The sequence below is a fragment of the Ruminococcus sp. HUN007 genome (assembly GCF_000712055.1).
Taxonomy (GTDB): Bacteria; Bacillota; Clostridia; order Oscillospirales; family Ruminococcaceae; genus HUN007.
The window spans coordinates 2,824,613-2,837,982 of the sequence record NZ_JOOA01000002.1 but is presented as its reverse complement, the minus strand read 5'-3'; the positions used below and the strand labels follow the sequence as shown (position 1 = coordinate 2,837,982).

The following is a 13,370-nucleotide window of genomic DNA, read 5'->3' as shown; positions in this document are numbered from 1 at the left end:
CCTGATCGCAGTGTTTTCCGTTTTTGAAAATGTACTGCGATTATTTTTGTAGAAATATATGTACCGGATCTGCTGCATCCGGCGGAAACTATCTTTCTGCCGCCAGAAGCTCCTCCATTTTTTCAAGAGCTCTTTCCGCATACATCTGGTACTTTTTCTTCTTGTCCTTTATACGCTCAGGCAGCTCAGGAAGAATTCCCATGTTTGAACCCATCGGCTGGAAATTTCCGTCGTTAAAGCTGTCGCTTATGTACAGTGAAAGCGCACCGGTCATTGTTTCACGTGGCATGACGAATTCACTCTTTCCTGCAAGCTTTCTTGCAAGATTAAGCCCTGCCATTATTCCGCTGGCAGCTGATTCAACATATCCTTCCACACCGGTTATCTGTCCGGCAAAATACAGTCCCGGAATATCACGCATTTCAAAAGTAGGCTTTAAAAGCTTCGGACTGTTTATGAACGAATTTCTGTGCATTACACCGTAGCGGACAAATTCAGCATCCTTAAGGCCCGGTATAAGCGAGAACACTCTTTTCTGCTCGCCGAATTTAAGATTTGTCTGAAATCCCACAAGGTTGTACATCGTACCCTCACGGTTTTCCTTACGCAGCTGAACGACAGCCCACGGACGCTTTCCTGTTCTCCTGTCCGTAAGGCCCACCGGTTTGAGAGGACCGAAACGCATGGTATCCGGTCCGCGCTTTGCAAGCACCTCCACCGGCATGCATCCCTCGTAAACTTTGAAGGATTCCCTGTCGAACTCCTTTAGCGATGCTGATTCCGCATTTACAAGCTCATTATAGAAAAGCTCGTACTCTTCCTTTGTCATAGGACAGTTTATGTAATCCGCGTCGCCCTTGTCATAGCGCGAAGCAAAGAAAACAATATCCGTATCAAGGCTGTCAAATGTGACTATAGGAGCAGCCGCATCAAAAAAGCTTAAGTAACTGCCGCACTTTTCCGCGATCGACTCAGCAAGTGCACCGGAAGTAAGAGGCCCGGTAGCAATTATAACATCACCCTCCGGAACGGAAGTCACTTCTTCGGAAATAACTTTTATGTACGGATGTTCCTTTATTTTCTGTGTAACAAGGTCGGAAAACTTTGTTCTGTCAACTGCAAGCGCACCGCCCGCCTCAACAGATGTCGCCTCAGCACACGGAACGATAAGTGAACCTAAGCGTCTCATTTCCTCCTTGAGAAGGCCGCAGGCAGAATCCACCCTTGCAGCCTTGAGGGAGTTTGAACATACAAGTTCAGCCATACCCTCATAGTGATGAGCCGGAGAGTATTTCACCGGCTTCATCTCATAAAGTTCAGTTTCGATACCGGCATTCGCAAGCTGCCAGGCTGCTTCACAGCCTGCAAGACCTGCACCTATTACCTTTACCGCCATTACAGACCTCTCTCGTAACCGCATCCCGGTTTTTCGCAGAGTATCTTGCCGGCTCTTCCGCCCTTCTTGAACAGGGTGGATCCGCACTTAGGACATGTATCCTCGATCGGAGTGTTCCATGTCATGAAATTGCACTCAGGATACTTTTCGCAGCCGAAGAAGTTTCTTCCCTTCTTTGACTTCTGTGCGATAACAGTGTTTCCGCAAAGCGGACATACACCCTTGGTAGCCTGAACGATCTTCTTCGTATTTGTACATTCAGGGAATCCCGGACATGCAAGGAACTTTCCGAAACGTCCGATCTTGATGACCATGTTTCTTCCGCACTGGTCGCAGACAACGTCTGTTTCCTCGCTCGGTATCTTGACTCTCTTGCCCTCCATGGCAACTTCGGCCTTTGCGAGAGTAGCATCAAACTCCTTGTAGAATTCCTTAAGTGTGCTCTTCCAGTCCTTGTCTCCGTTTTCAACGTCGTCAAGGCTTGTTTCCATGCTTGCAGTAAACTTCGCATTTACGATGTTTGCAAAGTGTTCCTTCATAAGTTCAGTGGTTACTTCACCAAGAACTGTCGGCTTGAGCTGCTTGCCGTCACGTTCAACGTACATACGTGATGTGATGGTCGTGATAGTCGGAGCATATGTACTCGGACGGCCGATGCCGTTTTCTTCAAGAGTCTTGATGAGCGTAGCTTCAGTGTATCTTGAAGGCGGCTGTGTGAAGTGCTGGTTTCCGAGAAGTGACTTTACCTTGAGAACATCGCCTTCTTCGAGCGGCGGAAGTTCCTTGTTTTCCTCTTCGTCAGCAGATGTATCCTTTGACTCAACGTGAACTACTGAAAATCCCTTGAACTTGACTGAGTAGCCTGATGCAGTAAATGTGCAGTTACCTGCGTTTATCTCAGCAGAAACAGTGTCAAGAAGTGCATTTGCCATCTGACTTGCGATAAAGCGCTCCCAGATGAGCTTGTATATCTTGTACTGGTCAGTTGTAAGGCTGTTCTTTACGCGTTCAGGATCGAGCTCAGGCATTGAAGGTCTGATAGCTTCGTGCGCATCCTGTGCGTTCTTCTTTGACTTGTATTCACGAGGTGACGGCGGAAGATATTCCTCACCGTACTTGTTCTTTATATATTCAGCTGCAGCCTGCTTTGCTTCATCGGAAACACGAAGGCTGTCTGTTCTCATGTAGGTGATAAGACCGACAAGACCGAGTTCTTCTATTTCGATACCTTCGTAAAGTTCCTGTGCTGCCTTCATCGTTCTTCTCGCCTGGAATCCCATACGGCGTGAAGCTTCCTGCTGGAGTGTGGAAGTGATATACGGCGGAGCCGGCTGTCTTTTGGTAACTCTCTTCTTTACCTTTGTAACCTTAAATTCTTCGTTTTCAAGTGACGCAAGAATGCTGTTTGTTTCAGACTCATTCTTCAGATCGACCTTTTTGGTATCGATGGAAGCAAGCTTTGCCGAGAATATCTTTCTGCTCGAAGGTGCTGTAAACTTGCCGTCAATGCTCCAGTATTCCTGTGTCACAAACTTTCTTATCTCGTTTTCACGGTCAACAACGAGACTTACAGCAACGGACTGAACACGTCCTGCTGAAAGTCCGCGCTTTACCTTTCTCCAGAGGAACGGACTGAGCTTGTAGCCAAGAATACGGTCAAGTATTCTTCTTGCCTGCTGTGCATTTACAAGATCAATATTGATCTTATGCGGATTGCTCATACCGCTCTGTACACCGAACTTTGTGATCTCGTTGAACGCAACTCTGTTGTCCGTGTTCAGATCAAGATCAAGCATCTGCGCTATATGCCATGATATAGCTTCACCCTCGCGGTCCGGGTCAGTTGCGAGATAGATCTTGTCGCATTTCTTTGCGTACTTCTTTAATTCCTTTATAACATCCTCTTTACCCTTCATGTCAGTGTAAATAGGCTCAAAATCATTTTCAAGATCAACACCGATCTTTGACTTCGGGAGATCTCTTACATGTCCCATGGATGCGATAACTTCGTATCCCGGTCCAAGATATTTCTTTATAGTCTTTGCCTTTGCAGGAGACTCTACAATTACAAGATCAGACATTTCTTTCTCCTTTTTTTCTCTGTAGGTAAACAACTGTAATATACAATTATATAGTATATATGATTTATTTTGATTTGTCAAAAGTTTTTTAATTACTTCAGAGCATAAATATTTCCCGGCAGTGACACTGCAAGTCCTGAGACCTCCATTTCAGTCAGTTCAGTAAGAAGATCAGACATATCGATTCCTGACCGTTCACACAGTTCATCAATATGATGATCACGTTCTGCAAGAAGATCTGCTATTATTCTCTGATTTTCGGGAAGGCCGGACAAATTGGCACGGGGTCTGACCTTTTTCTTTACATGCGTATTACCGTTCTTTTTCGGAGCAGGTTCTGAAACATGCGTATCTGTTCCGCGCGGTGTGCTGTATTCATCTGAAGGCTTTACCGGCGAGAGCTTATGCGAATAGTTGGTGCAGTATTCGTAGATTATGTCGAGATGACTGAACACCGGAAAAGCGCCGTCACGCAGATACTTTACAACGCCTTCAAAATTCCTGTCAAAAATGTCGTGAGGCGGCAGACAGAAAACGTCTCTTTCCTGTTCGATGGCTGATTCGGCAGTTATAAGTGCACCACTGTGAAGCGGGGCTTCAGCTACGAAAATACCAAGTGATATACCCGATATTATTCTGTTCCTTAACGGAAAATTCTTTCCCAGCGGCGGCGTTCCCGGCGGGAATTCTGAAATAAACACGCCGTTTTCAGCAAGAATCCGGTAAATATCTTCATTTGTCTTCGGATAGATAACATCCACTCCGCAGCCGAGCACTGCGACGGTCTTTCCGCCTGCAGACAGAGCTCCCCTGTGGGCAGCGGAATCGATTCCCGCCGCAAATCCGCTTACAATAGTAAAACCGACCTTTGCAAGTTCTGCCGATATCTTTCCGGCAGCTGTTCTTCCGTACGCGGAAGGTTTTCTTGTTCCGACCACTCCTAAAGTAAGCTCGTCGTTAAGGCATGAAATATCCCCGAAAGCATAAAGAACTGCCGGAGGATCGTAAATCGTTTTCAGTTTTGACGGATAACCGTCATCATCAGGCGTGAGTATGGAAATATTCTTTTTCTCACACTCTTCGATGACGGAATCAGCCTTTTCCTTCGTCCATACCGAAAACTGCCGCTTTTCATACGGTTTAAGCGGTATTACTGCCTCACATACCGCACGGTAAACCTCAGCAGGGCCGCCGTAACGGTTTATATGTTCACTAAGTTCATGCGAAGCCGGACCGAATATCCCGGCAAGCATGATCCAGTATAGTTTTTCTTTCATTTTTCTCCTCATTATTTCCGTCTGCACTGCGGCAGTGTACCGCAGTGCGCTGACATATCTGGCCGCGTGGATCCGGAACCGTGATGATACAGGACCGGCACTGTACTCCCTGTCAGTGTATACTGCTTCCGGACATTTCCCACATAAATATACCGGTGGCCATTGCGGCATTCAGCGAATTTATGTGACCCGACATTCTGATAGTTGCCTTTACCGTGCACCGTGATGCTATTTCAGCAGGAAGACCATTGCCTTCGTTTCCGATAAATACGGCACAGCCGCCTTCAAATCTGATCGTCCTCAGATCGACTGCATCCTTGTCTATAACAGCTGCATAGCTTTTTATACCGTTCGATTCCAGACATGAGAACAGTTCATCCGTATCACGGCTTTCAAATATCTTCATTCGGAATGCCGACCCCATTGTGGACCTTATCACCTTCGGGCTGTAAAGTTCGCAGCTTTCGGAAAGGATCACCCCGTCCATTCCCACAGCATCAGCCGTCCTTATGATCATCCCCAGATTTCCCGGATCCTGAAGTCCGTGAAGGACTACATATCTTCCGTTTTTATTTATTTCTTTTTCAAGAGAACGCGCAGGCGGCATTTCGCATATTGCAAAAACTCCCTGCGGCTTTTCCGTACATGAAATTTTTATTCCAAGCTCATTTGAAATAATCAGGATCTTTACTTCTTTCAAATCAGCCTGGGATAGCTCATCAGAGTATTTTCCGTAAGCATCTTCAGTGAAGAAGAGCTGTTTAACCGGAGCTTTTTCATTTACCGCATCTTCAATGAGACGAAAACCCTCAAGAACATAGAGTCCCGAATTTTTCCTCTCTTTCTTGGATGACGAAAGCTTCATGTAAAGTTTAACTGACGGATTGTCCTTTGATGTAATTACAGTCAAAACAACACCACTTTCAAATTTCATAGAAAGGTATGACCTGAAGATCACCCTCTGAAATGACACGGATGCAAAGCATATTATGCCATTCCGCGTTAACCTTATAAATTAAAGAAAACACGCTCAATATTAAAATAATGAGCGTGTTGTGTTCGGATTAAAGAGCAGCCTTTGCCTTTTCAGCAATTGCTGTGAAACCTTCAGGATCGTTGATTGCGATCTCTGAGAGCATCTTTCTGTTTAATGTGATGTCAGCCTTCTTAAGACCGTTCATAAGTGTTGAGTAGTTCATGCCGTTGAGCTTAGCTGCAGCGCTGATTCTTGTGATCCAGAGCTGTCTGAAGTTACGCTTCTTCTGCTTACGTCCTACGTATGCATAGTTGCCTGACTTCATTACGGCCTGTTTAGCCATCTTGAAGTGTTTGCTCTTAGCTCCCCAGTAGCCCTTAGCAAGCTTGAGAGTCTTGTTTCTTCTCTTACGAGTCATCATCGCACCCTTAACACGTGCCATATATTTCTACCTCCGATTATTTGATTATAAAATTTTTTCGTCGTACAAAAAGGTCAGCTTATGCGTATGGCATTAACTGCTTGAGTGCGCCCATGTTTGTTGAATCAGCTACGCCTGAAGCACGGTTGCTTCTCTTTCTCTTTGTATCCTTCTGAGTTAATCTGTGTCTTCTGTTTGTCTTCTGGTACTTGAACTTGCCTGTTCCAGTAACCTTAAAACGCTTCTTGGCTCCTGAATGTGTTTTAACCTTAACCTTAGCCATCTTTATATCCTCCTTAATTACTTATTCGTCTTTGGTGAAATGAACATAACAAGGCTACGTCCTTCCATCTTTGCCGGCTTTTCAACAACGCCAACCTCCAGACAAGCTTCCTTGAAACGCTCAAGCAATTCTCCACCGAGTTCCGGATGAGCGATAGCTCTCTTACGGAAACGTACCGAAGCCTTGACTTTATCACCTGACTTCAGGAATTTGCATGCCTGATTTACCTTGGTATTGAAATCGTTAGTATCGATATTGGAGAACATTCTGATCTCTTTTATTTCAACTATCTTCTGGTTCTTTCTTGCTTCCTTCTCACGCTTAGCCTGTTCAAAACAGTACTTGCCGTAATCCATGATCTTGCATACAGGCGGTGTTGCCTGCGGAGCGATCTTTACCAGATCCAGATTCCTTTCATAAGCTATCTCCAGCGCTTCTGCCGCTGAAAGCATTCCAAGCTGTTCACCGTCATTACCAATGACACGAAGCTCTTTGTCGCGAATCTCTTCGTTTATCTGCAGTTCCTTGTTGCTAATCGTCAGCACCTCCAAGACTATAATAAATTTTAATAAAAAAATGAGTACAGACAAAACGCCAGTACTCATACTTAAAAATTTTTTTAAAGTATTTACCGGTTCGATATAAGCGACCAACCGGTGAGAACTGAGGTTCTGCTTTGTTTTACTTATCTATTATACAACGTCTTAACGACCTTGTCAAGTGTTTTTTTATTTTATTTTCCCGGGATACGCCGATTTTTCAATAAATCAGCTCAGCGCGAGGCTCCGCGGCGAAGCCGGATTTCCGGTTTAATCAGTGTTTCCCAGATATTTCAGTACCGGTTCAAGATATTTTCTGTCTGACATATCGAATGACTTTGATATCATTTCGCCGTATTCCCGTGTTTCAGGCTTTTTCTTCAGCATTGCGGCATACGCTTTCATAAGAAGTCTGCTGCCTGCCTTCAGCTTTTCGTAGTTCATTCCGCCCGGCAGATAGAAAATGCCGATGTATTTTTTCTGCTCGGTGTCAAGTGCCTTGTTCAGCGCATTTCTCATATTCTGATCGCCGGCCTTCGCTGCACCAACGCAGAACACGGCAAGTTTTTTGTCTTTCCAGGACGGAGCTTTTTTTAAGAACCATTCTGCACGCACTATCTTTCCGGCGTTTGCCCATCCGCCGTAGACAATGGTGTCGTATCCCGAAAAGCGTTCTTCAGATGCATTTTTCACATCGTTTAAATCAACAGCTTCTCCGCCGAGTTCTTCAGCCAGCCATCCGGCATAACGCTTTGTAAAGCCGGTCTGTGAAGTGTAAATTACAAGTGCTTTCATTTTCCTTTTCCTTTCAGTATCCGGACCGCTGACGCAGCCCGCATTTATTGTTATCCGGCTGTACCGGCATCATGTACATCAGTCATCAGGTACACATTTATCTCAAGTCCGATCAGTATGAGATAAATGCATCCGTAAAGCCAGAACATCGCACCGATAAGTGTTGCAAGGCTTCCGTACATATTTTCAAAACCGTGTGAACATCTGAGATAGTATGAAAACAGCGCGGAGTAAAGATGCCATCCCACCGAGCTCACCAGTGCACCGGGAAGCAGTGAAAGTATACGGACTTTTCTGCGGGAATTTCTTTCGCTTCTTTTCCAGTCCGGTGTAAAAAGAAAGGCCAGCGTAAAAAGCAGTCCGAAGCCTGCAAGCATGATGACCTTTCGGAATGTCACAATGAACATGACAAAGTCGCCGGGAAAATCAATGTGCTTTTCAATCATATCTTCAAGCATCTGGCCGAATACGCCGAGGGCAAGTGCCGCCAGTATTACAGCCATGAGAATTACGGCATTGAACGTACCGAGGATCCTCAGCCAGAAATAATTACGCTTCTTCGATGCTCCAACGGCAATGTCCATGCCGTTTTTCAGCGCCATGAACCCCTTGCCCGCAGTCCACAGTATAACCAGTGCGGAAAGCGAAACGGTAAGAGCCGTTTTCCCGTAAACCTCGGAAATTATGCCGACCATTATCGAATGCAGTTCCGGCGGCACTGCCTCTGCAAGCAGATCTGTCAGCTGGTCACGGGTAAGATTGGTGTACCGCAGCAGCGACATAAGCAGCATTACCAGCGGAAAAAATGACAGTATAAAAAAGTATGCAGCACTGGCCGCAAATGATCCGATGTTGTCGGCGCTTATCATATCGCAGAAGCCCATTATCTTCTGTGCGATCTTAAGTGGTTTTTTCATCCCCTTCAAAACTTATCCTCCGAATCAGTAATAGTGCTTGCGCAGATCGACTTTTTTTCTTTCCGGATTCTGCGCACCGCCTGCTTTGCGTCCGGTCTTGGTAAGGCTTATAACCTTTCGCTCATCCGAGGCAGGAGTATCACCTTCCCGTTCATAAACAGGATATGCCACTCTTTCACATCCGCCCGTGATCTCCTCAGGAGTCCTCGTTTCGATCTCCTGCATCTGCCCCGGAGAAGGAACTGATAACATCTGTCCCGGAGCAGGATTTACAAGCGGCAGAGCCGCACCAAACGCCTCATTGTTTACAAGGGCGAAATTTCTGTCAAGTTCCCTTTTCAGTTCCTGCTGTTTCAGTGCGCGGAGATGCATTTCAGAATCCAGCATCTTAAGATCATCCTCAAGCTGACGGCAGGTCTGCCTGTCAAGTCTCTGACCGTGTCCGCTTCCCGTGAGAAAATCACCTATAATAAACGGAAGCGACAGCACCTTGCAGACCACAATGGCAGCAACTTTCGGTCCGAATATCATATTGAGGCCGCTCACGAACATGATCGCAAAAAACAGAAACACCATAAGGAAATTCGGTGACGGAGAGGATCCGAGCGAAAGCAGAAAAAGCATCAGAAAAACGCCGAACGAGATCTGGCTTACCTGTTTCAGAGGCCCGTTCGTCGAAGCATCTGCCTCAACACGTGCCGAAACATCGATAAACCTTGAGATCTTCTTTTCAATATTTGTAGGCTGACGGCGTCCGCTGTTCAGCTGCCTCTTAATATCCTCAGCCTGAGACTGTACAGCAAGATATTCTTTTCCTGCCGCCTCTTTTTTATTACAGTAATCAACAACATGGCTGTTGCTCATGATCTTAGCTTCAAGTATATTCTTTTTCATGCTGACGCATTTCCTGTCAAGGTCGAGCTTAAGCGCAAAGAATTCACTCTCCTCCATTCGCTGCTCCACCTTGCTCTTTTCCGCAAACGGAGAAGTGATCCCCCTTCTCATTCCCTCGTCAAATCCGTAGCATGTTATCATCACTTCATAATCATCCGTCCGGTGATTATATTCAGCCGACACCGTAAAAACCGTCCCCGGCTCAATAGTGAATATTTCATTTCTCCTGTTTTTAAACTCAAGGTATTTTTCAGCCTTCCAGTATATATCTGTCTCAAGAAGGTCTCCATTATTTGTTGTTTTCTGGTAAACCATAGTTATCCCCCTTCCAGGAAGTATGTTTCTTTTGTTCTTCAAATATTATACCATAAAAACAGGGTAAATGTCCATATATTACAGGAAAGGCTCAGATACGTAACTGTACATATCTGAGCCTTTATTAATTATTTGTAATTGTAGAATTTTAAGGACACCGCAATGTTTTTAGTCCTGATTCACGGCATTTATCAGAACTTGCCTTTAACTATTGATGCAATAAGATCAACGTCCTTATTATCTATTGTGCCGTCATAATTGGCATCAGCAATAAAATATTCATCAGGTGCAAAATTTCCACATCTTGTCTTAGCATAATAAGCTGTCTTAACTATATCTGTAACATTCACTACACCATCTTTATTGACATCACCGCAAAGATAATCGCAGTAATCTACCCTTCCAGCATAAATGTAAAATATCTTATACTTATAAAAAACACGTGTATGAAAATTATCATGTGGTGTAGGTTCAACTTTGTATACTGCATCTGGCCATTTCTCAACGTCACCAAAGTCCCTTGAAAAATCAGGCGTACCTACCGGGTATGTTTCTTTCGCACTGACTACATCAATGCTTTTCTGTGATAAAGCTGCTACACCGCTGAGTGCCAGCGCAAGGGCCATAAATCCTGTTAAAAGTCTTTTTCTTATCATTTTGTTTTACCTCCGATATCTGCAAAGTCTCTGTGAAAGCACTGATCCATGCGTAAATCAGCGTTTTCTTGTGCTTTGCTATTATAAATTTTTAAAAGGAACAAGACGACATAACCCGTTTTCACTAAAAACTACACCGTTCATTCTCGTTCCAATAATAATTATATATAATCTCTCCTTCATAATCAATATATCGTTTATACAATCATATTCTACAGTTGACTTCATTTTAGTTAAATCAGTAAAATTTCAACCACTTTACGAGTGTTACAGCTTCAAGACACTGCCATTTGAAATGGTGGCAGCTCTGCAGAGCTGCATTCTATAATTTTCACCTCGATTCGAGGTGAAAATACAGTATTGAAAACTATGAATCATTACTATATAATTAGAAAAGAACACCATCGTTTAGATGGTACGCTATTACACAGCAAGGAGGTTGTTACTATGATGGCTGAACTGTTTGATGAAAACCTTCTACGTAAGGAAGATGATATTGCTTCAAGGGAAGAAGCAAGAAATGAAGGTATTGCCGAAGGCAGATATGAAGAAAAAAAAGAAACGACAATAAACATGCTGAACCTTAACTTATCAGATGAAACAATCTCTCAGTGTACAGGCTTATCTTACGAAGAAATTGCTTCCCTAAAAAAAACACAACTGATCAATTCAAAAGCATTAACAGGAGGCGGAAAAGTTATGCAGTATATTGTAGATGAACCTATTGAAGGTTATGATATTCTCGCAACCATCCGAGAAAGCAAACTTAGAGCTGAAAGAAAAGGTGAACGTAAAGCCAAGAAAAAAGCTGCTTTAAACATGCTGAAATACAATATTTCAGACGACATCATTCTTGAATGCACCGGAATATCCGCAAAAACTCTTGAAAGCCTCAAAAAGAAACTCAACTAAAAATGGTGAGCTGCCGAAGGCAGCTAATCTTAACCGCAGGCATCCGTTCGGATGCCTGCTTTATTTTTATGTAATCGCCTATAATGAAACGTAATACAGTAACTAAAACATATGCAAAAGTCCTCAGCACTAAATTAGCGATGTGCTGAGGACGTTTTTATTTTTCAGAGATATGCCTTTCTATTGAATAAAGCACTCCCTGCAACCATTGTGACATCTTCCGCTTTGATCACAGGGAGTGTTCATTCTGTTAAGGATCAAAAGATATTTGAAAGTAATTCCGATACCAGTTCACCGAATAAAGTTCCAATAATACTGGTGTTTTCATTTTTCGAATCACTCATTGCGCTCAAAATCATGCAAATAATAAAAATCGTAATCATAAGCACCGATCCTTTCACTTTCTCAGATACTGATTTTTAAACAATAAAAAATATAGATCCGACTGTATCAATCCTTATCTTCATAACCACTGCATTCATACTTGTGATCACAAAGTTCACAGACACAATAGTCTCCAATATATCTTCCAGTTTCCCAGCAAAACTCATTTGCTGCATCAATTAATAATGTGTTATCAAATTCCATAACTACGCTCCTGATTATTCATTTTTGGGATTAAAAACTTTTCTATTACTCTCTGTCAGTTATCACTTCTCCTCTTTTCCTTTACCAGCTTTGGTGTTTACAATAATCGATATCAGCAAAAGTATCGCATCATCGATTGGCCCCGGAAAAGCATCAATCGGTGAGACAATATAAATAATGAGCAAAGCAAATAAAACTGTTTTTCCAACGTTATTCATGACTATTATCCTCCTGCATATTAACGTTTGTTGGCTTGATTTCTTCTGTACTTACATAATACCATACCAGCATCTCAGTAACCATGCAAAAAGTGTGCAACAAAAAAGTCTATACCTGAAAATCAATTCAGATATAGACTTATTTTTTGTTCATACAAGTACTGTAAGAGGTACAAATATGGGCATTTTAGAGTCCTGTATAACTACAGGATTGTAGTTTCACAAGTAATCAGAACATGAAGGCAGAAAGGTTTTAGAACCCTGCATATTTACAGGGTTGTAGTTCAGCAACTGAGGTTTATGAGGAACCACAGGTGGTTTTAGAACCCTGCATATTTACAGGGTTGTAGTTCTTTAATGAGGGGGTGAAAACTAATGAAAACGTTTTAGAACCCTGCATATTTACAGGGTTGTAGTTCTTCAAACTATACAAAACAGTTTGAATTAACTTCATTATAATATAATAAAGTGCTGAAATCAACTGCTTATAAGTAAAATTCAAACCATGATTTTTGATTATTATAGCCAAAAATCATGATGTTGTTTTTGTATGATACAAATGTGATTTATAAACAGATTAAGGTCGCAGTTTTGCAAGTTATATTCATTATGCTTTCCAGTTCACTTCTTTAATCAGACGATAATACGCCGTTTTCCCGTCACTGCTGTAACCGGCGTTTCTGTAGAAGTCATGGGTTTTCGGATCATGGAATCCGGTTATCAGCATTATTTTGTAGCAGTCATTTTCTTCTGCGATTTTTCCTGCATACTCCAGACATGCTGATGCAAGATGCCGTCCGCGGTAATCGGTATGCGTTACGACATTTTCGTCAAGCGCATACGGCAGGCCGCCCCTTGTCAGATTAGGTACAACGATACATGTGCATGAGGAAACTATTTTGCCGTTTTCTTCTGCAACGATCAGATGGTAATCGCTGTTTCCGAGTATTTTATTCCATGTGTTTTTCAGTTTTTCATCTGTTTCCGGAACTCTTGTTTCATGCAGATGAAGATATAATTCAAGCAGTCCCTTCAGATCTTTTTCATCAGCTTCTCTTATCATATTTTCCTCCTGTACCGCATAGCTCTGTCTGATAACATT

At 43.1% G+C, this 13,370-nt stretch carries 15 protein-coding genes; 1 reads left to right on the top strand and 14 read right to left on the bottom strand.

Annotation, left to right across the window (positions count from 1 at the left end; all coding sequences use genetic code 11):
• Positions 1 to 88: 88 nt before the first annotated feature.
• From trmFO to CC97_RS16330, 11 genes are all read right to left on the bottom strand, one after another.
• Complete coding sequence (gene trmFO, locus CC97_RS16380; RefSeq protein ID WP_044976309.1) at positions 89 to 1,396, bottom strand: methylenetetrahydrofolate--tRNA-(uracil(54)-C(5))-methyltransferase (FADH(2)-oxidizing) TrmFO; 1,308 nt, start codon at positions 1,394 to 1,396, stop codon at positions 89 to 91.
• Positions 1,396 to 3,477 carry a type I DNA topoisomerase gene (gene topA, locus CC97_RS16375; protein WP_044976306.1) on the bottom strand — a complete coding sequence of 694 codons (2,082 nt, stop codon included), beginning with the start codon at positions 3,475 to 3,477 and terminating at the stop codon, positions 1,396 to 1,398. Before topA ends, trmFO begins: the two co-directional genes overlap by 1 nt.
• A gap of 92 nt (positions 3,478 to 3,569) precedes the next feature.
• Positions 3,570 to 4,754, bottom strand: a complete 1,185-nt coding sequence (gene dprA, locus CC97_RS16370; protein WP_049962982.1) for a DNA-processing protein DprA — start codon at positions 4,752 to 4,754, stop codon at positions 3,570 to 3,572.
• A gap of 112 nt (positions 4,755 to 4,866) precedes the next feature.
• Positions 4,867 to 5,688 carry an RNA methyltransferase gene (locus CC97_RS16365; protein ID WP_044976304.1) on the bottom strand — a complete coding sequence of 274 codons (822 nt, stop codon included), beginning with the start codon at positions 5,686 to 5,688 and terminating at the stop codon, positions 4,867 to 4,869.
• A gap of 130 nt (positions 5,689 to 5,818) precedes the next feature.
• Positions 5,819 to 6,172 (bottom strand): 50S ribosomal protein L20, encoded by a 354-nt coding sequence (gene rplT, locus CC97_RS16360; protein WP_044976302.1) that lies wholly within the window; start codon positions 6,170 to 6,172, stop codon positions 5,819 to 5,821.
• Between the two features lie 58 nt (positions 6,173 to 6,230).
• Positions 6,231 to 6,434: a 50S ribosomal protein L35 gene (gene rpmI / locus CC97_RS16355; protein WP_044976300.1), complete on the bottom strand. Its 204-nt coding sequence runs from the start codon at positions 6,432 to 6,434 to the stop codon at positions 6,231 to 6,233.
• Between the two features lie 17 nt (positions 6,435 to 6,451).
• On the bottom strand, positions 6,452 to 6,976 hold the full coding sequence (gene infC / locus CC97_RS16350) for a translation initiation factor IF-3 (RefSeq protein WP_044977150.1): 525 nt from the start codon (positions 6,974 to 6,976) through the stop codon (positions 6,452 to 6,454).
• 267 nt (positions 6,977 to 7,243) lie between these two features.
• On the bottom strand, positions 7,244 to 7,768 hold the full coding sequence (locus CC97_RS16345) for a flavodoxin domain-containing protein (protein ID WP_044976298.1): 525 nt from the start codon (positions 7,766 to 7,768) through the stop codon (positions 7,244 to 7,246).
• 50 nt (positions 7,769 to 7,818) lie between these two features.
• On the bottom strand, positions 7,819 to 8,685 hold the full coding sequence (locus CC97_RS16340) for a YihY/virulence factor BrkB family protein (protein ID WP_242848225.1): 867 nt from the start codon (positions 8,683 to 8,685) through the stop codon (positions 7,819 to 7,821).
• A gap of 24 nt (positions 8,686 to 8,709) precedes the next feature.
• On the bottom strand, positions 8,710 to 9,894 hold the full coding sequence (locus CC97_RS16335) for a hypothetical protein (RefSeq protein WP_044976294.1): 1,185 nt from the start codon (positions 9,892 to 9,894) through the stop codon (positions 8,710 to 8,712).
• A 191-nt stretch (positions 9,895 to 10,085) separates the two neighbouring features.
• Positions 10,086 to 10,550, bottom strand: coding sequence for a dockerin type I repeat-containing protein (locus CC97_RS16330; RefSeq protein WP_044976292.1), 465 nt, complete (start codon positions 10,548 to 10,550; stop codon positions 10,086 to 10,088).
• 360 nt (positions 10,551 to 10,910) lie between these two features.
• Here CC97_RS16330 and CC97_RS16325 point away from each other — a divergent pair, with 360 nt between their 5' ends.
• Positions 10,911 to 11,462, top strand: a complete 552-nt coding sequence (locus tag CC97_RS16325) for a hypothetical protein (RefSeq protein ID WP_156036955.1) — start codon at positions 10,911 to 10,913, stop codon at positions 11,460 to 11,462.
• A gap of 450 nt (positions 11,463 to 11,912) precedes the next feature.
• On the opposite strand, the gene CC97_RS20365 is transcribed toward CC97_RS16325, so the two are convergent.
• The 3 genes from CC97_RS20365 to CC97_RS16315 all read right to left on the bottom strand — a co-directional run bounded on the left by CC97_RS20365 (position 11,913) and on the right by CC97_RS16315 (position 13,331).
• Positions 11,913 to 12,050 carry a hypothetical protein gene (locus CC97_RS20365; protein ID WP_156036954.1) on the bottom strand — a complete coding sequence of 46 codons (138 nt, stop codon included), beginning with the start codon at positions 12,048 to 12,050 and terminating at the stop codon, positions 11,913 to 11,915.
• Between the two features lie 62 nt (positions 12,051 to 12,112).
• The gene (locus CC97_RS20650; RefSeq protein ID WP_197021876.1) at positions 12,113 to 12,268 is read right to left on the bottom strand and encodes a hypothetical protein; all 156 of its coding nucleotides are present in this window, start codon (positions 12,266 to 12,268) and stop codon (positions 12,113 to 12,115) included.
• 607 nt (positions 12,269 to 12,875) lie between these two features.
• Positions 12,876 to 13,331 (bottom strand): GNAT family N-acetyltransferase, encoded by a 456-nt coding sequence (locus CC97_RS16315; RefSeq protein ID WP_044976285.1) that lies wholly within the window; start codon positions 13,329 to 13,331, stop codon positions 12,876 to 12,878.
• Between the last annotated feature and the right edge of the window lie 39 nt (positions 13,332 to 13,370).